The organism is Bradyrhizobium sp. CCBAU 25360, from assembly GCF_028128695.1.
GTDB classification, from domain to species: domain Bacteria; phylum Pseudomonadota; class Alphaproteobacteria; order Rhizobiales; family Xanthobacteraceae; genus Bradyrhizobium; species Bradyrhizobium ottawaense.
Genome location: NZ_LBJA01000035.1, coordinates 141,847 through 164,028, shown reverse-complemented (window position 1 = coordinate 164,028; position 22,182 = coordinate 141,847). Strand labels below are relative to the sequence as shown.

General features: G+C 65.2%; 17 protein-coding genes and 1 pseudogene. 13 read left to right on the top strand and 5 right to left on the bottom strand.

Features of this window, described 5'->3' with window-relative positions:
• Positions 1 to 32: 32 nt before the first annotated feature.
• From sucD to XH81_RS12545, 6 genes are all read left to right on the top strand, one after another.
• Entirely contained in the window at positions 33 to 917 is an 885-nt protein-coding gene (sucD, locus tag XH81_RS12570; protein WP_028139218.1) for a succinate--CoA ligase subunit alpha, read from the top strand.
• A gap of 137 nt (positions 918 to 1,054) precedes the next feature.
• Complete coding sequence (locus XH81_RS12565; RefSeq protein WP_028139217.1) at positions 1,055 to 4,024, top strand: 2-oxoglutarate dehydrogenase E1 component; 2,970 nt, start codon at positions 1,055 to 1,057, stop codon at positions 4,022 to 4,024.
• 150 nt (positions 4,025 to 4,174) lie between these two features.
• Entirely contained in the window at positions 4,175 to 5,419 is a 1,245-nt protein-coding gene (odhB, locus tag XH81_RS12560) for a 2-oxoglutarate dehydrogenase complex dihydrolipoyllysine-residue succinyltransferase (RefSeq protein WP_028139216.1), read from the top strand.
• A gap of 64 nt (positions 5,420 to 5,483) precedes the next feature.
• On the top strand, positions 5,484 to 6,233 hold the full coding sequence (locus tag XH81_RS12555) for an SDR family oxidoreductase (RefSeq protein ID WP_028139215.1): 750 nt from the start codon (positions 5,484 to 5,486) through the stop codon (positions 6,231 to 6,233).
• Between the two features lie 57 nt (positions 6,234 to 6,290).
• Entirely contained in the window at positions 6,291 to 7,691 is a 1,401-nt protein-coding gene (gene lpdA, locus XH81_RS12550) for a dihydrolipoyl dehydrogenase (RefSeq protein ID WP_028139214.1), read from the top strand.
• Positions 7,692 to 7,725: 34 nt separating this feature from the next.
• Positions 7,726 to 8,256 carry a hypothetical protein gene (locus tag XH81_RS12545; protein WP_028139213.1) on the top strand — a complete coding sequence of 177 codons (531 nt, stop codon included), beginning with the start codon at positions 7,726 to 7,728 and terminating at the stop codon, positions 8,254 to 8,256.
• Positions 8,257 to 8,436: 180 nt separating this feature from the next.
• On the opposite strand, the gene XH81_RS12540 is transcribed toward XH81_RS12545, so the two are convergent.
• Both XH81_RS12540 and XH81_RS12535 read right to left on the bottom strand, forming a co-directional pair.
• Positions 8,437 to 9,027, bottom strand: coding sequence for a DUF4337 domain-containing protein (locus XH81_RS12540; RefSeq protein WP_028139212.1), 591 nt, complete (start codon positions 9,025 to 9,027; stop codon positions 8,437 to 8,439).
• 100 nt (positions 9,028 to 9,127) lie between these two features.
• A complete protein-coding gene (locus XH81_RS12535) occupies positions 9,128 to 10,093 on the bottom strand; it encodes a tyrosine recombinase XerC (RefSeq protein WP_028139211.1) in 966 nt (321 codons plus the stop codon).
• Positions 10,094 to 10,204: 111 nt separating this feature from the next.
• Between XH81_RS12535 and XH81_RS12530 the strand changes: the two genes are divergently transcribed.
• Entirely contained in the window at positions 10,205 to 12,415 is a 2,211-nt protein-coding gene (locus tag XH81_RS12530; protein WP_028139210.1) for a primosomal protein N', read from the top strand.
• 234 nt (positions 12,416 to 12,649) lie between these two features.
• On the opposite strand, the gene XH81_RS12525 is transcribed toward XH81_RS12530, so the two are convergent.
• A complete protein-coding gene (locus XH81_RS12525; protein ID WP_028139209.1) occupies positions 12,650 to 13,150 on the bottom strand; it encodes a septal ring lytic transglycosylase RlpA family protein in 501 nt (166 codons plus the stop codon).
• A 685-nt stretch (positions 13,151 to 13,835) separates the two neighbouring features.
• Here XH81_RS12525 and XH81_RS12520 point away from each other — a divergent pair.
• From XH81_RS12520 to XH81_RS12495, 6 genes and pseudogenes are all read left to right on the top strand, one after another.
• Positions 13,836 to 14,396 (top strand): F0F1 ATP synthase subunit delta, encoded by a 561-nt coding sequence (locus XH81_RS12520; RefSeq protein WP_028139208.1) that lies wholly within the window; start codon positions 13,836 to 13,838, stop codon positions 14,394 to 14,396.
• Positions 14,396 to 15,925, top strand: a complete 1,530-nt coding sequence (gene atpA, locus XH81_RS12515) for a F0F1 ATP synthase subunit alpha (protein ID WP_028139207.1) — start codon at positions 14,396 to 14,398, stop codon at positions 15,923 to 15,925. Before XH81_RS12520 ends, atpA begins: the two co-directional genes overlap by 1 nt.
• Before the next feature lie 178 nt (positions 15,926 to 16,103).
• Positions 16,104 to 16,979: a F0F1 ATP synthase subunit gamma gene (locus XH81_RS12510; RefSeq protein WP_018318857.1), complete on the top strand. Its 876-nt coding sequence runs from the start codon at positions 16,104 to 16,106 to the stop codon at positions 16,977 to 16,979.
• Positions 16,980 to 17,031: 52 nt separating this feature from the next.
• Positions 17,032 to 18,474, top strand: coding sequence for a F0F1 ATP synthase subunit beta (gene atpD, locus XH81_RS12505; protein ID WP_028139206.1), 1,443 nt, complete (start codon positions 17,032 to 17,034; stop codon positions 18,472 to 18,474).
• Between the two features lie 87 nt (positions 18,475 to 18,561).
• The gene (locus XH81_RS12500) at positions 18,562 to 18,969 is read left to right on the top strand and encodes a F0F1 ATP synthase subunit epsilon (RefSeq protein ID WP_028139205.1); all 408 of its coding nucleotides are present in this window, start codon (positions 18,562 to 18,564) and stop codon (positions 18,967 to 18,969) included.
• A 164-nt stretch (positions 18,970 to 19,133) separates the two neighbouring features.
• Positions 19,134 to 20,779 (top strand): annotated as a pseudogene (locus XH81_RS12495) (adenylate/guanylate cyclase domain-containing protein).
• Between the two features lie 289 nt (positions 20,780 to 21,068).
• On the opposite strand, the gene XH81_RS12490 reads toward XH81_RS12495, so the two are convergent.
• Complete coding sequence (locus tag XH81_RS12490; RefSeq protein WP_028139203.1) at positions 21,069 to 21,569, bottom strand: RNA pyrophosphohydrolase; 501 nt, start codon at positions 21,567 to 21,569, stop codon at positions 21,069 to 21,071.
• Positions 21,570 to 21,632: 63 nt separating this feature from the next.
• On the bottom strand, positions 21,633 to 22,139 hold the full coding sequence (locus tag XH81_RS12485; protein ID WP_028139202.1) for an RNA pyrophosphohydrolase: 507 nt from the start codon (positions 22,137 to 22,139) through the stop codon (positions 21,633 to 21,635).
• Positions 22,140 to 22,182: the final 43 nt, after the last annotated feature.

The window sequence follows — 22,182 nt, the reverse complement described above, 5'->3', positions numbered from 1 at the left end:
CTCACTCTGTTAGTTTCGCGAAAGCAGACCTCATGTCCATCCTGATCGACAAGAACACCAAGGTCATCTGCCAGGGCTTCACCGGCAAGAACGGCACCTTCCACTCGGAAGCCGCGATTGCCTATGGCACCAAGATGGTCGGCGGCACCTCGCCGGGCAAAGGCGGCGCGACGCATCTGGGCCTGCCGGTGTTCGACACCGTGCGCGATGCGCGTGAGAAGACCGGCGCCGATGCATCGGTGATCTACGTGCCGCCGCCGGGTGCGGCCGACGCGATCTGCGAAGCCATCGACGCCGAGATCCCGCTGATCGTCTGCATCACCGAGGGCATTCCTGTCATCGACATGGTGCGCGTGAAGCGCTCGCTCGCGGCTTCCAAGTCGCGCCTGATCGGGCCGAACTGCCCGGGCGTCATGACCGCCGGCGAGTGCAAGATCGGCATCATGCCCGCCAACATCTTCAAGACCGGCTCGGTCGGCATCGTCTCCCGCTCGGGCACGCTGACCTATGAAGCCGTGTTCCAGACCTCCCAGGAGGGTCTCGGCCAGACCACTGCGGTCGGCATCGGCGGCGACCCGGTCAAGGGAACCGAGTTCATCGACGTCCTGGAAATGCTGCTCGCCGACCCCAAGACCGAGTCGATCATCATGATCGGCGAGATCGGCGGTTCCGCCGAGGAGGACGCCGCCCAGTTCCTCAAGGACGAGGCCAAGCGCGGCCGCAAGAAGCCGATGGTCGGCTTCATCGCCGGTGTCACCGCCCCTCCCGGCCGCCGCATGGGCCATGCCGGTGCGATCATCTCGGGCGGCAAGGGCGACGCCGGTTCCAAGACCGAAGCGATGAAATCGGCTGGGATTACAGTGTCTCCGTCGCCCGCCCGCCTCGGCCATACGCTTGCCGAAAAGTTGAAAGGCTAATTCACTTCTTCGTACTTTTCCGGGCGAAGTTTCGCAGCAAATAGGGTAAAGGGTGCCTGTCGCGCCGAGCCTCTGCCGGGGAGCTCGGTGCCAGCGCCGTTTGTTATGCGCGAACCGAAATCGCCAGGAACTCAAGTATGTCTCGCCAGGACGCGAACGCAGCCTTTGCCTTGTCCTCCTTTTTGCAGGGCACCAACGCCACCTACATCGACGAAATCTACGCCCGCTACGAGAAGGACCCGTCCTCGGTCGACGCCGAGTGGCAGGAGTTCTTCAAGAGCCTGAACGACCAGCCCGCCGACGTCCGGAAGAACGCCGCGGGCCCATCCTGGGAGCGCGCCAACTGGCCGCTGACCCCGCAGGACGATCTCACCTCCGCCCTCGACGGCAACTGGGCCGAAGTCGAGAAGGCGGTCGGTGCCAAGATCGCCGCCAAGGCGCAGGCAAAGGGAGGCGACAAAGGCGCCGGCCTCTCCTCCGCCGACCTGCTCCAGGCGACGCGCGATTCCGTCCGCGCCCTGATGCTGATCCGCTCCTACCGCATGCGCGGTCACTTCCACGCCAAGCTCGATCCGCTCGGCATCGAAGCTCCGCGCAACCGCGAAGAGCTCGATCCGCGCACCTACGGCTTCAGCGAAGCCGATTTCGACCGCAAGATCTTCCTCGATCACGTGCTCGGTCTCGAATACGGCACGCTGCGCGAGATCACCGCGATCTGCGAGCGCACCTATTGCCAGACGCTCGGCGTCGAATTCATGCACATCAGCAACGCCGCGCAGAAGGCCTGGATCCAGGAGCGCATCGAGGGTCCGGACAAGGAGATCTCGTTCACCCGCGAAGGCCGCAGAGCCATCCTGACCAAGCTGGTCGAAGCCGAAGGTTTTGAAAAGTTCTGCGACACCAAGTTCACCGGCACCAAGCGCTTCGGTCTCGACGGCGCTGAATCGCTGATCCCGGCGCTCGAGCAGATCATCAAGCGCGGTGGCAATCTCGGCGTGAAGGAGATCGTGCTGGGCATGCCGCATCGCGGCCGCCTCAACGTGCTGACGCAGGTGATGGGCAAGGCGCACCGCGCCCTGTTCCACGAGTTCAAGGGCGGCTCGGCCAACCCCGACGCGGTCGAAGGCTCGGGCGACGTCAAATATCACCTCGGCGCATCCTCGGACCGCGAGTTCGACGGCAACCGCATCCATCTGTCGCTGACCGCCAATCCCTCGCATCTCGAGATCGTCGATCCCGTCGTGCTCGGCAAGGTGCGTGCGAAGCAGGACCAGCACGGCGATCCGCCGGACATGCGCATCTCCGTCATGCCGCTGCTGATGCACGGCGACGCCGCGTTCGCCGGCCAGGGCGTGGTCGCCGAATGCTTCGGTCTGTCCGACCTGAAGGGCTACCGCACCGGCGGCTCCGTGCACTTCATCGTCAACAACCAGATCGGCTTCACCACCTATCCGCGTTACTCGCGCTCCTCGCCCTATCCGTCGGATGTGGCGAAGATGATCGACGCGCCGATCTTCCACGTGAACGGCGACGATCCGGAAGCCGTCGTGTTCGCGGCCAAGGTCGCGACCGAGTTCCGGCAGAAATTCCACAAGCCCGTCGTCATCGACATGTTCTGCTACCGCAGGCATGGCCACAACGAGGGCGACGAGCCGGCCTTCACCCAGCCGGTGATGTACAAGCGCATCGCCGCGCATCCCTCGACGCTCGAGCTCTACGCTCGCCGCCTGATCGGCGAAGGCGTGATGACCCAGGGCGAGGTCGACAAGGCCAAGGCCGACTGGCGCGCCCGGCTTGATGCCGAGTTCGAGGCCGGCACCTCCTACAAGCCGAACAAGGCCGACTGGCTCGACGGCAAGTGGGCGGGCTTCAAGATCGCCGACCAGGAAGAGGACGCCCGCCGCGGCGTCACCGGCGTCGATTTGCCTGTTCTGAAGGACATTGGCCGCAAGATCACCAAGGTGCCTGACGGCTTCCGCGTCCACCGCACCATCCAGCGCTTCCTGGAAAACCGCGCCAAGGCGATCGACGGCAACGCGGGCATCGACTGGGCGACCGGCGAGGCGCTGGCGTTCTGCACGCTGCTGCAGGAAAACCATCACGTCCGCCTGTCCGGACAGGATTCCGAGCGCGGCACCTTCTCGCAGCGCCACTCGGTCCTGATCGACCAGGAGGACGAGAGCCGCTACACGCCGTTCAACCATCTCGGCAACGAGCAGGGCCATTACGAGGTCATCAACTCGCTGCTGTCGGAGGAAGCCGTGCTCGGCTTCGAATACGGCTACTCGCTCGCCGAGCCGAACACGCTGACGCTCTGGGAAGCCCAGTTCGGCGACTTCGCCAACGGCGCGCAGGTCGTGTTCGACCAGTTCATCTCCTCGGGCGAGCGCAAATGGCTGCGCATGTCCGGCCTCGTCTGCCTCCTGCCGCACGGCTATGAGGGGCAGGGACCGGAGCACTCCTCGGCGCGCCTCGAGCGCTACCTGCAGATGTGTGCCGAAGACAACATGCAGGTGGTCTACCCGACCACGCCGGCGAACTACTTCCACGTGCTGCGGCGCCAGCTTCATCGCGAAATCCGCAAGCCGCTGATCGTGATGACGCCCAAGTCGCTGCTGCGTCACAAGCGGGCAGTGTCGCGCATCGAGGAACTTGCGAAGGACACGACCTTCCACCGCATCCTCTATGATGACGCCCAGATGCTGCCGAACGAAGCCGTCAAGCTCGTTCCGGACGAGAAGGTCCGCCGCATCGTGCTGTGCTCCGGCAAGGTCTATTACGACCTCTACGAGGAGCGCGAGAAGCGCGGCATCGACGACATCTATCTGATGCGCGTCGAGCAGCTCTATCCGGTGCCGCTGAAGGCGCTGGTGGCCGAGCTGTCGCGCTTCAAGAAGGCCGAAGTGGTGTGGTGCCAGGAAGAGCCCCGCAACATGGGTGCCTGGCACTTCATCGAGCCCTATCTGGAATGGGTGCTGAACCAGGTGAACGGCGTGAGCCGGCGTCCGCGTTATGTCGGCCGCGCCGCTTCCGCCGCGACCGCCACTGGTCTGATGTCCAAGCATCAGGCGCAGTTGAAGGCGTTCCTGGACGAAGCACTGAGCTGAACTTTTTTAACTGCGTCATGCCCCGCTCGGAAGAGCGGGGCATCCAGTAGGTCGCGACTGCGAACGTCCCGGCTCGCTGGATGGCTTGCTTTTCGCGGGCCATTGACGACCGACTTATGACCGCACCGGCGATCCCTTAAGGAAAAGACCATGACTGAAATTCGTGTGCCGACGCTCGGCGAATCCGTCACCGAGGCCACCATCGGCCGCTGGTTCAAGAAGGCCGGCGACCCCGTCGCCGTCGACGAGCCCTTGGTGGAGCTCGAGACCGACAAGGTCACCATCGAGGTCCCGGCGCCCTCCGCCGGCACGCTGAGCGAGATCATCGCCGCCGATGGCGCCACCGTCGCGGTCGGCGCGCTGCTCGGCCAGATCACGGAAGGCGCCGCAGGCGCTGCCAAGCCCGCCGCTGCTCCCGCCAAGCCCGCCGCTGCCGCTCCTGCCGCCGCTGCTGCTTCCGCCCCGGCCCCGGCCGCGAAGGCGCCGCCGGCCGACGCACCGCTCGCCCCGTCCGTGCGCAAGCTCTCGGCTGAGACCGGCGTCGATGCCTCCACCGTTCCGGGCTCCGGCAAGGACGGCCGCGTCACCAAGGGCGACATGCTCGCCGCGATCGAGCGTGCGGCCTCCGCGCCGACCCCGGTCAACCAGCCCGCCGCCGCCGTGCAGATGCGCAGCCCGTCACCGGCCGACGATGCCGCCCGCGAAGAGCGCGTCAAGATGACCCGGCTGCGCCAGACCATCGCGCGCCGCCTCAAGGACGTGCAGAACACCGCGGCCATGCTGACGACCTTCAACGAGGTCGACATGACCAACGTGATGGCGCTGCGCGCCCACTACAAGGATGCGTTCGAGAAGAAGCACGGCTCCAAGCTCGGCTTCATGGGCTTCTTCACCAAGGCCGTCGTGCAGGCGCTGAAGGACATCCCGGCCGTCAACGCCGAGATCGACGGCACCGATTTGATCTACAAGAACTACTACCACATCGGCGTCGCCGTCGGCACCGACAAGGGCCTCGTCGTGCCCGTGGTGCGCGACTGCGACCACAAGTCGATCGCTGACATCGAGAAGGGCATCGCCGATTTCGGCCGCCGCGCCCGTGACGGTCAGCTCAAGATCGACGAGATGCAGGGCGGCACCTTCACCATCACCAATGGCGGCATCTACGGCTCGCTGATGTCGACCCCGATCCTGAACGCGCCGCAGTCCGGCATCCTCGGCATGCACAAGATCCAGGAGCGGCCGATGGTCGTCGGCGGCAAGATCGAGGTCCGCCCGATGATGTATCTGGCACTGTCCTATGATCACCGCGTGATCGACGGCAAGGAAGCCGTCACCTTCCTGGTTCGCGTCAAGGAGAGCCTGGAAGATCCGGCGCGCCTGGTGCTCGATCTCTGATCCCTGATGCTCTGCGAGCGCCGTCGCCATTCGCGACGGCGCGTGTCGAACCATGGAGGCGCGCGTGACGGATAAAGTCGTTGTCATCACCGGCGGCAGCCGCGGCATCGGGCGGGCGACTGCGATTGCGGCGGCCGCGCGCGGCTTTCGTGTCGTGGTCGGTTACGCCAGCAACAAGAAGGCCGCCGACGAGGTGGTCGCGCTGATCGAGGCCAGCAATGGCAAGGCGATCGCGGTGAAATGCGATGTGGCCGAGGAAAGCGACATCCTCGCGCTGTTCAAGGCGGCCGACAAGTTCGGCACGTTAGGGGCGCTCGTCAACAATGGCGGCATCGTCGGCCAGAGCGGCGTGCGGGTCGACGAGATGTCGGCCGAGCGCATCCAGCGCGTCATGGCGGTCAACGTCACCGGGTCGATCCTCTGCGCGCGCGAAGCGGTGAAGCGGATGTCGACCAAGCACGGCGGCAACGGCGGCGTCATCGTCAATCTGTCGTCGGTCGCCGCCAAGCTCGGCTCGCCCAACACCTATGTCGATTACGCCGCGTCCAAGGGCGCGGTGGATTCCTTCACCATCGGTCTTGGCCATGAAGTCGCAGCCGAAGGCATCCGCGTCGCCGCGATCCGCCCCGGCCTGATCGACACCGAAATCCACGCCGCCGGCGGCGAGCCCGATCGCGCCCATCGTCTGGCCCATCTGGTGCCGATGAAGCGCGTCGGCACATCGGATGAAATCGCCAATGCCATCGTCTGGCTGATGTCGGACGAGGCCTCCTATGTCACCTCAGCCATTCTCGATGTGTCCGGCGGACGCTGACGCACCGGCGGACGCTGACACATCCTCATCACGCCTAACCTTACGGGACTTTCTCTCATGGCTACCTACGATCTCGTCGTCATCGGCACCGGACCGGGCGGTTATGTCTGCGCGGTGCGCGCAGCCCAGCTCGGCATGAAAGTCGCCGTGGTCGAAAAGAACGCAACCCTCGGCGGCACCTGCCTCAATGTCGGCTGCATGCCGTCGAAGGCGCTGCTGCACGCGTCCGAGATGTTCGAGGAAGCCGGGCACTCCTTCGCCAAGATGGGCGTGTCGGTCTCCTCGCCGAAGCTCGATCTTCCCGCGATGATGAACTTCAAGCAGCAGGGCATCGACGGCAACGTCAAGGGCGTCGAGTTCCTGATGAAGAAGAACAAGATCGACGTGCTCAAGGGCACCGGCAAGATCTTGGGGACCGGCAAGGTCGCGGTCTCCGCCGACGGCAAGTCGCAGACGATCGAAACGAAGAGCATCGTGATCGCGACCGGTTCGGACATCGCGCGCCTCAAGGGCATCGAGATCGACGAGAAGCGCATCGTGTCCTCGACCGGCGCGCTGTCGCTCGACAAGGTGCCCGGCAAGCTCTTGATCGTCGGCGCCGGCGTGATCGGCCTCGAGCTCGGCTCGGTCTGGCACCGTCTCGGCGCCGAAGTCGTCGTCGTCGAATTCCTGGATCGCATCCTGCCCGGCATGGACGGCGAGATCGCCAAGCAATTCCAGCGCATCCTGGAAAAGCAGGGCTTTGCGTTCAAGCTCGGCGCCAAGGTCACCGCGGTCGACAGCTCAGGCAAGACGCTGAAGGCGACCATCGAGCCCGCCGCCGGCGGCGCCGCCGAGACGCTGGAAGCCGACGTCGTTCTGGTCTGTATCGGCCGCGTGCCCTACACCGACGCGCTCGGCCTGAAGGAGGCCGGCGTCGCGCTGGACAATCGTGGCCGCGTGCAGATCGATCCGCACTTCGCCACCAGCCTGAAGGGCGTCTATGCCATCGGCGACGTCGTCGCAGGCCCGATGCTCGCGCACAAGGCCGAGGATGAAGGCGTGGCGGTGGCCGAGATCATCGCCGGCCAGGCCGGCCACGTGAATTACGATGTGATCCCAGGCGTCGTGTATACCACGCCGGAAGTGTCCTCCGTCGGCAAGACCGAGGAGGAACTGAAGCAGGCGGGCGTGGCTTATACCGTCGGGAAATTTCCCTTTACCGCCAACGGCCGCTCCAAGGTCAACCAGACCACTGACGGCTTTGTGAAGATTCTCGCAGATGCGAAGACCGATCGCGTGCTCGGCGTGCACATTATCGGCCGCGAAGCCGGCGAAATGATCCATGAGGCCTGTGTTCTCATGGAGTTTGGCGGCAGTGCGGAGGATCTCGCGCGCACCTGCCACGCGCATCCAACCCGCTCGGAGGCCATCAAGGAAGCCGCGCTTGCAGTCGGCAAGCGGGCCATCCATATGTAGCCAAGCGCCCAGCGCCGAATCGGGCGGGAAACACATGCTGCGCCGCCTTCTTCAACCGGTCTGGGTCCTGCTTGCGATCGTCTTCCTGATCGAAGCCTGGCTGTGGGACCATCTCGAGCCGATCGTTGCGCGGGTTGTCGCAGCCGTCCCGCTCGCACGTTTCAAGCAATGGCTGACGGAGCGCGTCGATGCGCTGTCGCCGGCCATGACGCTGATCGTGTTCGCGGTCCCCATCGTCCCGCTGTTTCCGCTCAAGCTGGTCGGCCTGTGGCTGCTCACGCATGAATACTGGACCAGTGCGGTCTTCACGATCGTTTTCGCGAAGCTGCTCGGCGTCGGCGTCACCGCCTTCGTGTTCGACGTGACGCGCGACAAGCTTTTGGAGATGCACTGGTTCGAGCGGATCTACGATCTGGTGATGAAGGTCCGCGCCAAGGCCGCCGAGCTGGTCGACCCGATCAAGCGCCGTATCCGCGAGCTGATCGCCGGCAACGGCGAGGGCTGGTCGTCACGCACGCTGCGTGTGATCCAGCGTTTCAGGAAGAGCGTGCACCAGGCGCGGTGATCTCTGACCGTCACCCTGAGGCGGCCGCTTCTTCAGCGGCCCTCGAAGGGCGACGGCCCGAATGTTTCCATGCAGCCATAGCGGTGGCCGTTCATCCTTCGAGGCTCCCCGCGCGATGCTGTGCCTCGCGCGCCTCGCACCTCAGGATGACGGAGTTCGTAGCGCGGCCGCCTGCGCCAACTAATGCAAATGCACCAGATGCGGCCACCACAGGCCGAGCGCGGTCATGAGCAGGCCGCCGAGCGTCAGGATGCCGGCGACATAGGCCAGCGCGAACATGCCGGTGATGATGGTGGCCGAGGCCAGCACGATGCCGATCTGGAAGGCGGCCGAGGCCAGCTCGAAGTGATGGTATTTCGCGGTCGCCTCGTCGCGCTCGTGCTCGGCATGCTTGGCCTTCTCGGCGAGCTGCTCGGTGCCTTCGCCGGTCTCGGGCTCGGAGCGGTAGCGCTGCGCGGTCTTGGTCCAGTCGTCGATCTGCTTCTGCACCGTCGCCTTCATGGCGTCGTCGGTGGTGCCGGCCAGCGTCAGCTTGCCCTGCTCGGCCGCGGTCACCACCACGGTACGGCGGATGCTCTTGGCCTGGAAGAACGCCCAGAGATTGGCGCCCTCGACGTTCTTGCTGATGGATTCGGTCTGGGCGCCCTTGCCGAGCGTCTCCGAGATCGCCAGGAACAGCGCCAGCACGGCGATCAGGAGCGCGATCTTCTTGTTCGAGCCGGACGCGTGTTCGGCGTGCTCGGCATGCTCCATGCTTTCATGTGCGCTCATCAGTCTCTCCTGCCTCGGTTCCGCAACGATTGACCGAACCGCGCGGCGAGCGCAAGAGGCACGCTCGCTGTGACAGCTTCATGTCAGGAATCAGTGGCGTTCAGCGCCTTGGATGCGCGCTGGCATAGACTTCCAGCAGGCGCTCGGAATCGATTCCGGTATAGATCTGCGTGGTCGAGAGCGAGGAATGGCCGAGCAATTCCTGGATGGCGCGTAAGTCCCCGCCGCGTGACAACAGATGCGTGGCGAAGGAATGCCGGAGCGCGTGCGGCGTCGCGCTGTCGGGCAGGCCGAGTGCGCCGCGCAGCCGCTCCATCGCGAGCTGGATGATGCGTGGGCTCAAGGGCCCGCCGCGCGCGCCGACGAAGATGGGGCCCTCGGCGGGCAACGGATACGGGCACATCGCGACGTATTCCTGCACGAGCTCGAGCACGTTCTGCAGCACCGGCACCATGCGGGTCTTGTTGCCTTTGCCGGTCACGATCAGCACGTCGCCCTCGCCGGGACGCGGCACCTCGCGGCGCTTCAGCCCGAGCGCTTCGGAGATGCGCAGGCCGGAGCCGTAGAGCAACGCCATCACGGCAGCGTCGCGCGCCAAAATCCAGGTCTCGCGATCCTCGCCCGCCCGCTCGTCGGCATCGGCAAGGCGCTTGGCCGATGCCATCGGCAGCGGCTTCGGCAAGGTCTTGGCCACCTTCGGCGCGCGGATCGCCGAGAGTGCGCCGACCTTGCCCTTGCCCTCGCGCTCGAGGAAGCGGCCGAAGGAGCGCAGGCCCGCCAGCGCGCGCATCAAGCTGCGGCCGGCAATGTCGTCGGCGCGGCGCATTGCCATGAAGGCGCGGACGTCGGTGGCTTCCAGCGCGGCGAAGCGCTCAAGCGTCACGCGTTCCCCCCAGTGGCTGCAGAGGAAATCCAGGCACTGCCGCAAGTCGCGGCCATAGGCTTCCAGCGTCTTCGGCGACAACCGCCGCTCGGCGCCGAGATGCGACAGCCAGCGCGTCATCTCCTGCGCGATCGAGGGATCGGCGCTGGCGAGCTCGATTTGTGGGGCGACGGCTTTGCTCATGCGCACTGGACGTGGTGATTCCACCCAGTATATCGCATCACACCCGTTTATCGTTCGCTAAGGCCGCCTCAGGGCGCTAGCCTTGAGGCCCCCGGTTCCGATTCTTCGTTCATGGATCACACCTCGCGCAGCACCACCGCCCCCACCAACGCGACCGGCATGGTCGACGTGCTGGTGCCGGTCGCGCTCGACCAGACCTATTCCTACAAGGTGCCGCGCGGGATGGAGCTGAAGGCGGGCGATCTCGTCGCCGTGCCGCTCGGGCCGCGCGAGGTGCTGGCCGTGGTCTGGGGAGAGAACGCCAATCCCGATCCGCGCCTGCACAACCGTCTCAAGGAGGTCAACGAGAAGCTCGATATCCCGCCGCTCAAGCCCGAGCTGCGGTCCGTGGTCGACTGGGTCGCCAATTACACGCTGAGCCCGCGCGGCATGGTGCTGCGCATGTGCCTGCGGATGGGCGAGAATCTCGGCCCCGAGCGGGTGCGCCCCGGCGTGCGCCTGGTCGGCGACCCGCCGAAAAGACTGACGCCGGCGCGCCAGCGCGTGATCGAGGTGCTGTCGGACCGGCTGCTCCACGGCAAGTCCGAAGCCGCCAAGGAAGCCGGCGTCTCCTCAGGCGTGATCGACGGGCTCGTCGACGAGGGCACGCTCACGGTCGAGCCGATGCCGCCGCCTCCGCCGCCGCCGGTGCCCGATCCGGATTTCGGCCGGCCGGACTTTACCCCGCTGCAGCGCGCCGCGGTCGACACGATGCGCGCGCTCGCCGCCAACGGCACCTTCCATGTCGCATTGCTCGACGGCGTCACCGGCTCCGGCAAGACCGAGGTCTATTTCGAGGCGATCGCGGAAGCCATCCGCCGCGGCAGGCAATCGCTGATCCTGATGCCGGAGATCGCGCTCACCGGCCAGTTCCTCGATCGCTTCGCGCAACGTTTCGGCGTACGGCCGATCGAATGGCATTCCGAGCTGACGCCGCGCACGCGCGCGCGGAACTGGGCGGCGATCTCGGGAGGGAGCGCGCCGGTCGTGGTCGGCGCACGCTCGGCGCTGTTTCTCCCCTACGCCAATCTCGGGCTGATCGTCGTCGATGAGGAGCACGACCAGGCCTACAAGCAGGACGAGGGCGTGCATTATCACGCCCGCGACATGGCGGTGGTGCGCGCGCATATCGCCAAGATCCCGGTCGTGCTGGCCTCGGCGACGCCGTCGGTCGAGTCCGAGGTCAATGCGCGCAAGAACCGCTATCAGCGCATCGCGCTGCCCTCGCGCTTCGGTGGCCAGCACATGCCGCATATCGAGGCCATCGACATGCGCCGCGAGCCGCCGGCGCGCGGCCGCTTCATCTCGCCGCGGCTCGCCGGGGAGATCAGAAAAGCGATCGAGAAACGCGAGCAGGCGCTGCTGTTCCTCAATCGCCGCGGCTATGCGCCGCTGACCCTGTGCCGCGGCTGCGGCCATCGCTTCGCCTGCACCATCTGCGATGCCTGGCTGGTCGATCACCGTTTCCGTCAGCGCCTGGTCTGCCATCATTGCGGCTTCTCGATGCCGCGTCCGCATCTCTGCCCGAATTGCTCGGCCGAGGAATCGCTGGTCGCGGTCGGCCCGGGCGTCGAGCGCCTGCAGGAGGAGGCGGCGGCGCTGTTTCCGCAGGCGCGCACCATGGTGCTGTCGAGCGATCTCATCACCTCGATCGAGACGATGCGCTCGGAGCTTGCCGAGATCGCGGAGGGCCGCGTCGACATCATCATCGGCACGCAGCTCGTGGCCAAGGGCCACAATTTCCCGCGGCTCAATCTGGTCGGCGTGGTCGATGCGGATCTTGGTCTTTCCAACGGCGATCCGCGTGCGGCGGAACGCACCTGGCAATTGCTCAACCAGGTGATCGGCCGCGCCGGGCGCGAGCAGGGCCGCGGCGTCGGCTATCTCCAGACCCACCAGCCCGATCATCCCGTGATGAAGGCGCTGATCGCCTGCGACCGCGAGGCCTTTTACGACAGCGAGATCGATCTGCGCGAGCGCACGCTGTATCCGCCGTTCGGCCGGCTCGCCAGCCTGATCATCTCCGCCGGCGACCGCCCGAGCGCCGAGGGTCTCGGCCGCCGCCTCGTCGCGCTCGCCCCGCGCGACGAGCGCGTGGTGGTGCTGGGACCTGCGGAAGCGCCGCTCGCCGTGATCAAGGGCCGCTACCGCTTCCGCATCCTGGTGAAATCGGCGCGCGGTTTCGATCTGTCGGACTATTTGCGCAATTGGCTCGCCGTCTGCCCGAAGCCGACGGGCAATCAGAAGCTAGAGGTGGACGTCGACCCGCAGAGCTTTTTGTAAGAGTCCGTCGCGGCCACATCCTCAGTCGTCATTCCGGGGCGCGCGAAGCGCGAGCCCGGAATCCATTTATCCGCCAATTCTGTCGCCCGATGGATTCCGGGCTCGCGACTTCGTCGCGCCCCGGAATGACGCAGGCAACAAAAAGCCCGCGGTCCCCCAAGACCGCGGGCTTGTTTCATGCGCGCATCAAACTGATGAAAACTGCGCGCGCTCGATGAGACGCTTTGTTGCGCCTTAGGAGACGACTTCCGCGGTGACGCGGCCGACGCCGGCGCCGGTGAGGCCGATGGCGCGGGCAGCGCCCGTGGAGAGGTCGAGAACCCGGCCGCGAATGAACGGGCCGCGGTCATTGATGGTGACGACAACGCTCTGGCCGCGGTGGGTGACGCGCAGCTTGGTGCCGAACGGCAGCGAGCGGTGCGCCGCGGTCAGGGCGTTCTGGTTGAAGCGCTGGCCCGAGGCCGTGCGGCTGCCGGACTCGTTGCCGTAAAAGGAGGCCACGCCGGAGAAGCTGTGGCCCGTGCCCGAGGTCGGCGTCATCGACGCATTGGCGTTGCGCCAATCGGAGGTCGCGTTGGTATCGGTCTGAGCGTGGTGGCGGTGATGATGATGCCGGTGATGCCGGGATTTGGCGGAAGCTTCGGTGGCAGTTCCACCGATGAGGAGAGTTGCGGCTACGAAAGCAATCGCCGTGCGTGGCCGGGTCACAAAGCCCAGCGTCTTCAAAGACAGCATTTAGTGGTCCCTAAGCTAGTATTGCCACACATGTGGCTAGTGGAGCCCCCATCAGTTTGTGAGCGGGTTGGCGTTTCGATTCCTAATGAGGCGTGAATTGGGCAGTAAATCCATTCTGTGTCGTCATGAAACATCTTGTTACCGCGACGAGATATTCAGCGGATGTTCCGTAATCTTCGCCTTTAACGATTTGTTAATTCACTTAATACTTCGAAATACTGTAAAAACGAAGTCATCACCTTGAGCATTTAGAATTGGCTAAGTATTCGGCGAGTGGAGCCGGCGAGGCGGGAATCACGCCTCAGCGATCCGTGTTCATGGCCGCTATGCGCTGAGAGCAGGAACCAACAAGGCGAGACACGGCAGAACCCCCGCGACAATTCCCTGACGGGCACCTCGTCACCATCTCCCTGCTCAAGTCCCTGATAGCGGTCGTCGGATCGGGTAGTGATCGATGCATCCAGCGTGCGACGAACTGGCGACAGAACCTCGTGCCTTTAATTTGGCGTCATGTTGCACCTGCGCGCCTGCTATGTTAGCAAAGCCGCGATTTTAACGGATCCGGCACGTCCCGTGTCGGCCGGAAATCGAAGTCCCGCTTGAATTCCAAGGGCTTGGATCGCTTGGCGCCGCTTTGTGGCGACGGTTTTTCCCTTGCGAGTTTGACAGCAAAAAGAGCGCGTCTGTGGCTGCAGAAGATACGTCCGTTTCAGGTGTGTCCGGCCGTTATGCAACGGCCTTGTTTGAACTGGCCCGCGACCAGAAAGTGGTCGACGAGGTCAAAGCCGATCTCGAGAAATTCGAGGCCATGCTGAACGAGAGCGCCGATCTGAGGCGCCTCGTCCGCAGCCCGGTTTTCGCAGCCGATGCCCAGTCCAAGGCCCTGTCGGCCGTGCTGGCCAAGGCCGGCATCGCCGGCATCTCCGCCAATTTCCTGAAAGTCCTGACCGCCAATCGCCGCCTGTTCGCGGTGGTCGACGTCATTCGCGCCTACCGGGCCCTGGTCGCCAGGTTCAAGGGCGAGGTGACGGCCGACGTCACCGTGGCGGAAACGCTTTCGGACAAGAATCTCGACGCCCTCAAGGTTGCCCTGAAGTCGGTGACCGGCAAGGACGTCGCGCTCAACGTGAATGTCGATCCCTCGATCATCGGTGGCCTCGTCGTCAAGCTCGGCAGCCGCATGATCGATAGTTCGCTTCGCACCAAACTCAATTCGATCAAGCACGCGATGAAAGAGGCAGGCTGATGGACATCCGCGCCGCGGAAATTTCCGCGATCCTCAAGGACCAGATCAAGAATTTCGGCCAGGAAGCTGAAGTCTCCGAAGTCGGACAGGTGCTGTCCGTCGGCGACGGTATCGCTCGCGTCTACGGTCTGGACAACGTCCAGGCCGGCGAAATGGTCGAGTTCGAGAACGGCACCCGCGGCATGGCGCTGAACCTCGAAACCGACAACGTCGGCGTCGTGATCTTCGGCGGCGACCGTGAGATCAAGGAAGGCCAGACCGTCAAGCGCACCCGCGCCATCGTGGACGCGCCGGTCGGCAAGGGCCTGCTCGGCCGCGTCGTTGACGCACTCGGCAATCCGATCGACGGCAAGGGCCCGATCCAGGCCGACAAGCGCATGCGCGTCGACGTCAAGGCGCCCGGCATCATTCCGCGCAAGTCGGTGAGCGAGCCGATGGCGACCGGCCTCAAGGCGATCGACGCCCTGATCCCGATCGGCCGCGGCCAGCGCGAACTGATCATCGGCGACCGTCAGACCGGCAAGACCGCGATCGCGCTCGACACCATCCTGAACCAGAAGCCGCTCAACGCGCAGCCCGACGAGAACATCAAGCTGTACTGCGTCTACGTCGCGGTCGGCCAGAAGCGCTCGACGGTTGCCCAGTTCGTGAAGGTGCTGGAAGAGCAGGGCGCGCTCGAATATTCGATCGTCGTCGCCGCCACCGCGTCGGATCCGGCGCCGATGCAGTACATCGCGCCGTTCACCGCCTGCACCATGGGCGAGTTCTTCCGCGACAACGGCATGCACGCGGTCATCATCTATGACGATCTGTCCAAGCAGGCCGTCGCCTACCGCCAGATGTCGCTGCTGCTGCGCCGCCCGCCGGGCCGCGAAGCCTATCCGGGCGACGTGTTCTATCTGCATTCCCGTCTGCTCGAGCGCGCGGCCAAGCTCAGCAAGGATCACGGCTCGGGCTCGCTGACCGCACTGCCGGTCATCGAAACCCAGGCCAACGACGTGTCGGCCTACATTCCGACCAACGTCATCTCGATCACCGACGGTCAGATCTTCCTGGAAACCGACCTGTTCTTCCAGGGCATCCGTCCCGCGGTGAACGTCGGTCTGTCGGTGTCGCGCGTCGGCTCCTCGGCGCAGACCAAGGCCACCAAGAAGGTCGCCGGCAAGATCAAGGGCGAGCTGGCGCAGTACCGCGAAATGGCGGCGTTCGCGCAGTTCGGCTCCGACTTGGACGCCTCGACCCAGCGCCTGCTGAACCGCGGCTCGCGCCTGACCGAGCTCCTGAAGCAGCCGCAGTTCGCGCCGCTGAAGATGGAAGAGCAGGTCTGCGTGATCTGGGCCGGCACCAACGGCTATCTCGATCCGCTCCCGGTCAACAAGGTGCGCGCGTTCGAGGACGGCCTGCTGTCGCTGCTGCGCGGCAAGAACGTCGAGATCCTCAATTCGATCCGCGATACCCGCGACCTCTCCGACGACGTGGCTGCCAAGCTGAAGTCGGTTGTCGAAGGTTTTGCGAAGAGCTTCGCGTAAGAAAGAACCGTCGCGGCCGGGCTAAAGCGCGAAGCGCGTCTTCGCAATTGAAGTCCCGGCCATCCACGTCCAGCGACGTGTGAGACGGCACGTGCATGCCCGGGACGAGCCCGGGCATGACGACTGGGATAGGCTAGCGGCTTGATCCGAGAGATCGAACCGCCGGGGTGAACGAAGAATGGCGTCACTTAAAGACATGCGCGTGCGCATCGCCTCCACCAAGGCGACGCAAAAGATCACCAAGGCCATGCAGATGGTCGCGGCGTCCAGGTTGCGCCGCGCCCAACAGGCGGCCGAAGCTGCGCGCCCCTATGCCGACAAGATGAGCGCGGTGATCTCCAACATCGCCAGCGCTGCCGCCGGTTCGCCCGGCGCGCCGGCGCTGCTTGCCGGCACCGGCAAGGACCAGGTCCACCTGCTGCTGGTCTGCACCGGCGAGCGCGGCCTGTCCGGCGCCTTCAACTCCTCGATCGTGCGTCTCGCGCGCGATCGTGCCCAGGCGCTGATGGCGCAGGGCAAGGAAGTCAAATTCTTCTGCGTCGGCCGCAAGGGCTATGAGCAGCTCCGCCGCCAGTTCGACAAGCAGATCGTCGAGCATCTCGACCTGCGCAGCGTTCGTCAGCTCGGTTTCGTCAACGCCGAGGACATCGCCAGGAAGGTGCTGGCCCGTTTCGAGAACGGCGAGTTCGACGTCTGCACGCTGTTCTACGCGCAGTTCAAGTCGGTGATCGCCCAGATCCCGACCGCGCAGCAGATCATTCCGCTGGTCGTGGAAGAGAAGGCGGCGAACGCGCCGTCGACGTCCTACGAATATGAGCCGGAGGAGGACGAACTCCTTTCGGGCCTGCTGCCGCGCAACATCGCGGTGCAGATCTTCCGCGCGCTGCTGGAGAACACCGCTTCGTTCTACGGCGCGCAGATGAGCTCGATGGACAACGCCACCCGCAACGCCGGCGAAATGATCCGCAAGCAAACCCAGATCTACAACCGAACCCGTCAAGCCCAGATCACCAAGGAGCTGATCGAGATCATCTCCGGCGCCGAGGCGGTCTGACGCACGAATTCAACGACGGTCGTTCAAGTACAGAATTTCGAAGGAGAGCTTCATGGCTACAGCAGCTAACCCGGTCGGTCGCGTCACCCAGGTCATGGGCGCCGTCGTCGACGTTCAGTTCGAGGGCCACCTCCCGGCCATTCTCAATTCGCTGGAAACCAAGAACGGCAACATCCGCCTCGTGCTGGAAGTTGCGCAGCATCTCGGTGAGTCCACCGTGCGCACGATCGCGATGGACGTGACCGAAGGTCTGGTGCGCGGCCAGGAAGTGACCGACACCGGCCTGCCGATCCGCGTTCCCGTCGGCGAAGGCACGCTCGGCCGCATCATCAACGTCATCGGCGAGCCGATCGACGAAGCCGGCCCGGTCAACGCCGAAAGCCTGCGCCCCATCCATCAGGACGCGCCGAGCTACACCGACCAGTCGACCGAAGCTGAAATTCTGGTCACCGGCATCAAGGTCGTCGATCTCCTGGCTCCGTATGCGAAGGGCGGCAAGATCGGCCTGTTCGGCGGCGCCGGCGTCGGCAAGACCGTGCTGATTCAGGAGCTGATCAACAACGTCGCGAAGGCCCACGGCGGTTACTCCGTGTTCGCCGGCGTCGGCGAGCGTACCCGCGAGGGCAACGACCTCTATCACGAGTTCATCGAATCCAAGGTCAACGCCGATCCGAAGAATCCGGATCCGAGCGTGAAGTCGAAGTGCGCGCTGGTGTTCGGTCAGATGAACGAGCCGCCCGGCGCCCGCGCCCGCGTCGCGCTCACGGGTCTCACCATCGCGGAAGACTTCCGCGACAAGGGCCAGGACGTGCTGTTCTTCGTCGACAACATCTTCCGCTTCACCCAGGCCGGCTCGGAAGTGTCGGCGCTGCTCGGCCGCATTCCTTCGGCGGTGGGTTATCAGCCGACGCTCGCCACCGACATGGGCGCGCTGCAGGAGCGCATCACCACCACGCAGAAGGGTTCGATCACCTCGGTGCAGGCCATCTACGTTCCGGCCGACGACTTGACCGACCCGGCGCCCGCGACCTCGTTCGCGCATCTTGACGCGACCACCACGCTGTCGCGCTCGATCGCCGAAAAGGGCATCTATCCGGCGGTGGACCCGCTGGACTCGACCTCGCGCATGCTCTCCCCGCTGGTCGTCGGCGAGGAGCACTACGCGGTCGCCCGTCAGGTCCAGCAGGTGCTGCAGCGCTACAAGGCGCTCCAGGACATCATCGCCATTCTCGGCATGGACGAGCTTTCGGAAGAGGACAAGCTGACGGTGGCGCGCGCTCGCAAGGTCGAGCGCTTCATGTCGCAGCCGTTCCACGTCGCCGAAATCTTCACGGGATCGCCGGGCAAGTTCGTCGAGCTCGCCGACACCATCAAGGGCTTCAAGGGCCTGGTGGAAGGCAAGTACGACCACCTGCCCGAAGCCGCCTTCTACATGGTCGGCACGATCGAAGAAGCCGTCGAGAAGGGCAAGAAGCTGGCGGCGGAAGCCGCCTAAGCTGGCGAATAGCGAACAGGGAGTGGCGAATAGCTGCTCCCTGTTTCAAGCAATCGCCATTCGCTACTCACCATTCGCAGGTTTGTTATGGCCACCTTCCACTTCGATCTCGTCTCTCCGGAAAAGCTCGCCTTCTCGGGCGAGGTCGATCAGGTCGACATCCCCGGCGTCGAGGGTGATTTCGGCGTGCTGGCAGGGCATGCGCCGGTCGTGGCCGCGATCCGTCCGGGCATCCTCACCATCACCACCGCTGGCCGCCATGAGAAGGTCATCGTGCTCGGCGGTCTCGCCGAAGTCTCCGAAAAGGGCCTGACCGTGCTCGCCGACGTCGCGACATCGCTGGCCGAGCTCGACCGCGCCCAGTTCGCCGCGACCGTCTCGGAGATGGAAGAGGGGCTGAAGGAGCACGAAGGCAGCGAGCTCGATCAGGCGATCGAGCGGCTCGACCACTTCAAGAGCATCCAGCAGCAGCTCAACTCGACGGCTATGCACTAAGCCCCGGGGCACCGCTCCGGGGCTCGAACGAGAATTCCTGCAAGACATTCCCTGACCAAAGTGCAGCGCTCGTCACACCGGTGGCGGGCGCTGAAACTTTGTTGCACCCCGCCGCCGATAACGGCATTCTGCCGGTGCGAATTTGGTCCGGGGGCCGGTGGCGGATGAAACGCAAGATCGCAGCGATTTTCGCGGCCGATATTGCCGGCTACTCGAGACTGGTCGCGGAAGACGAGGAGGAGACGCTGCGGCGTCTGGCCTCCTATCGCGAAGTTGTCGACGATTTCATCGCGAGGGCCGGCGGGCGCATCTTCAATACGGCGGGCGATGCCGTGCTCGCGGAATTCCCGAGCGCGGTCGATGCGGTGCGTTGCGCGATCGACATTCAGAAACCCTGCGGACCCGCAACATGGCCTATCCGCCGAGCCGGCAGATGTCGTTCCGCATCGGCATCACCATCGGCGACGTGGTCGAGCGCAACGGCGATCTGCTCGGCGACGGCGTCAACATCGCGGCGCGGCTGGAGGGTCTCGCCGAGGTCGGCGGCATCTGCGTCTCGCGCGCAGTGCATGAGCAGGTCGCCAACAAGCTCTCGGTGCAGTTCGCCGATATCGGCGCGCAGGAGGTCAAGAACATCCCGACGCCGGTGCATGCCTACATGGTGGCGATGCGGCGCGAGGACGGCAGCTATAGCAAGCCGCAGCTGAAGAAGGCGGGCTCAAAGCTCGCCACGGCGCCGGTATGGATGTGGCCGCTGGTGGTCGCAGTCGTCTCGATCGCCGCCATCGGCGTCACCGGCTTCCTCTACAACACCAAGCTCAAGCAGACGGCGAATGTCGCGGCGACGCCGGCCGCAGCACCAAGCGCGGAGCCGAGCTCCGCGCCGACGCAGCTCGCCAAGGCGCCGATGTCGCCGATGGCGCCGCAGAATGCTGGCGCTGCGATGGCGCCGATGCCTGCGCCGTCACCCTCGGCCGCGCCGATAGCGGGCAAGTTTGCGGCCGACAGCGTGCCCTTCATCAACGAGCGCGTCCGCAACTACCTGGCCGGAGACTATTCCACCGCCGGCGACTACAAGGCCTTCGCGCTCAATGTCGGCGGCTTCACCGGCTCGGCCCTGAATCAGCCGAACGAGGAGGCCGCGCGCAACACCGCGATCGAGCAGTGCCAGAAGCGCGCCGATGCCGCGCAATCGCCGCGGCGCTGCGAGCTCTATGCGGTCGGCAACAACGTCGTCTACACGCACGGCAAGCCGCCGATGCCGCCGTCTCCCTATTTCCGGCATGACGCCATGACCGAGCGGAGCTTCGCATCGAAGGAGTTTCCGATGGTGCGCGAACCGCAAAAGGTCCGGCTCGAGAATATGTTCGTGCCGGCGGCGAAATCCCGCTCGGTTGCGCTCGGCCCCGGCGGACAATATTTCATGGTGCTCGGCGCCTCGTCCGCCGAAGATGCAGCGCGCCGTTCGCTGGAATCGTGCGGCGCGATTGCCGGCGTGGCGTGCCTCGTGGTCGCGATCGACGACAATTTCGTCGTTCCGATCCCGACGCTGTTCAGGATCACCGGCTTCTTCAATGCCGCCTCCAACGCCTCGATCGTGGCGGATGCGCGCGGCGAGGTCGTGCGCAAGCTCGGTGACGGCATGGGCTGGAACGCGGTCGCGGTCGGCACCGCGGGCCGGCCAGGCCTCGGCCTCAAGGCCGCCGACGAGCAGGCCGCCGTCACCTCCGCACTCGCCGACTGCGCCAAGCGCGACAGCGACTGCCACGTCATCGCGCTCGGCCCGTTCACGGTGGGACCGATCAATTAGCGCGTGCTTTGATTGAGCCCGATCGCTGCCGGGCGCGAGATGCGCTCCCTCTCCCGCTTGCGGGGGAGGGCTGGGGTGGGGGTGTCTCCGCAACGGGACACTCCCTGGGTGGAGAGAGCCCCCACCCGGCGCTTCGCGCCGACCTCCCCCGCAAGCGGGAGAGGTTGGACACCCGTGACGGATTGCGCAGCGCTGTGAACTTCTTCCGCGGTGTCAATCGCTTCACAACAACCACAGCCCACCGCGCCGGCGGCGGCCTTCTACTGTGCATGGGGTTGATTTCGCGGTTTCAGTTTGCGAAGGCCGCGAACTGCTGCGCGACGGCTTGATAAACCTCACGCCGGAACGGCACCACGACATCGGCAACACGGTCGAGGCGCTCCCAGCGCCAGGCATCGAACTCCGCGGGCTGGCCGTTGCGCGGCGTCAGCGGGTCGATCTCGTCATCCTTGCCGGTGAAGCGCAGCGCGAACCATTTTTGCCGCTGGCCGCGAAACTTCGCGAGGCGATGCGTCTGCGGTCCGTCATAGGGCGGGAATTCGTAGCTGAGCCAATCGGTCTCGCCGAGATAGTCCGCGCTCTTGACGCTGGTCTCCTCCCAGAGCTCGCGCATCGCGGCATCGCGCAAATTCTCGCCGTCGTCGACGCCGCCCTGCGGCATCTGCCAATCGAGGCCGGGCAGGATGATCTCGGGACCGTCGCCCTTGAAGCGATGGCCGATCAGCACGCGGCCTTCGGTGTTGAAGAGAGCGATCCCCACGTTGGGGCGGTAGGGCTTTTCATTCGTCACGCGCAAATCTCTCGTCGTCGTTCCGGCGATGCATTAGCACCGAAGCTGGGACGACAATTCGATTTATTGGTCCGCCAGCGCAGAAAATTCCTGCACCACGCGCTCATAGACCGGGCGCTTGAAGGGAATGATCAGCCCGGTCAGATTCTTCATCGGTTCCCAGCGCCAGCTCACGAATTCGGCCTTGTGGCCGCCGCCGCCAGGATTGGCGACATTGATCTCGCTGTCCTTGCCGGTGAAGCGCACGGCGAACCATTTCTGGCGCTGGCCGCGGTAGCGGCCCTTCCAGGCGCGCCCGGCGACCGTGCGCGGAATGTCGTAGGTGAGCCAGTCCGGGACCTCGCCGAGCCGCTCGACCGAGCGCACGCTGGTCTCCTCATAGAGCTCGCGCTTGGCGGCTTCCCAGGTGTCCTCGCCGGGATCGACGCCGCCTTGCGGCATCTGCCAGACATGGGTGTCGTCGACATGCTCGATGCCGCCGGCGCGGCGGCCGATGAACACCCGTCCCTCTGTGTTGATCAGCATCACACCGACGCAGGTCCGGTAGGGCAGATCCTCGTAACGCGCCATTCCGCCAGACCTCTCGCATGCTGCTGGTTGCGGCTTGACCGGT

Excerpts from the sequence above, each read along its gene's own strand:
- sucD (WP_028139218.1), top strand. The coding sequence starts at position 33 with ATGTCCATCCTGATCGACAAGAACACCAAGGTCATCTGCCAGGGCTTC.
- XH81_RS12565 (WP_028139217.1), top strand. The coding sequence starts at position 1,055 with ATGTCTCGCCAGGACGCGAACGCAGCCTTTGCCTTGTCCTCCTTTTTG.
- odhB (WP_028139216.1), top strand. The coding sequence starts at position 4,175 with ATGACTGAAATTCGTGTGCCGACGCTCGGCGAATCCGTCACCGAGGCC.
- lpdA (WP_028139214.1), top strand. The coding sequence starts at position 6,291 with ATGGCTACCTACGATCTCGTCGTCATCGGCACCGGACCGGGCGGTTAT.
- XH81_RS12545 (WP_028139213.1), top strand. The coding sequence starts at position 7,726 with ATGCTGCGCCGCCTTCTTCAACCGGTCTGGGTCCTGCTTGCGATCGTC.
- XH81_RS12540 (WP_028139212.1), bottom strand. The coding sequence starts at position 9,027 with ATGAGCGCACATGAAAGCATGGAGCATGCCGAGCACGCCGAACACGCG.
- XH81_RS12535 (WP_028139211.1), bottom strand. The coding sequence starts at position 10,093 with ATGAGCAAAGCCGTCGCCCCACAAATCGAGCTCGCCAGCGCCGATCCC.
- XH81_RS12530 (WP_028139210.1), top strand. The coding sequence starts at position 10,205 with ATGGATCACACCTCGCGCAGCACCACCGCCCCCACCAACGCGACCGGC.
- XH81_RS12525 (WP_028139209.1), bottom strand. The coding sequence starts at position 13,150 with ATGCTGTCTTTGAAGACGCTGGGCTTTGTGACCCGGCCACGCACGGCG.
- atpA (WP_028139207.1), top strand. The coding sequence starts at position 14,396 with ATGGACATCCGCGCCGCGGAAATTTCCGCGATCCTCAAGGACCAGATC.
- XH81_RS12510 (WP_018318857.1), top strand. The coding sequence starts at position 16,104 with ATGGCGTCACTTAAAGACATGCGCGTGCGCATCGCCTCCACCAAGGCG.
- atpD (WP_028139206.1), top strand. The coding sequence starts at position 17,032 with ATGGCTACAGCAGCTAACCCGGTCGGTCGCGTCACCCAGGTCATGGGC.
- XH81_RS12500 (WP_028139205.1), top strand. The coding sequence starts at position 18,562 with ATGGCCACCTTCCACTTCGATCTCGTCTCTCCGGAAAAGCTCGCCTTC.
- XH81_RS12485 (WP_028139202.1), bottom strand. The coding sequence starts at position 22,139 with ATGGCGCGTTACGAGGATCTGCCCTACCGGACCTGCGTCGGTGTGATG.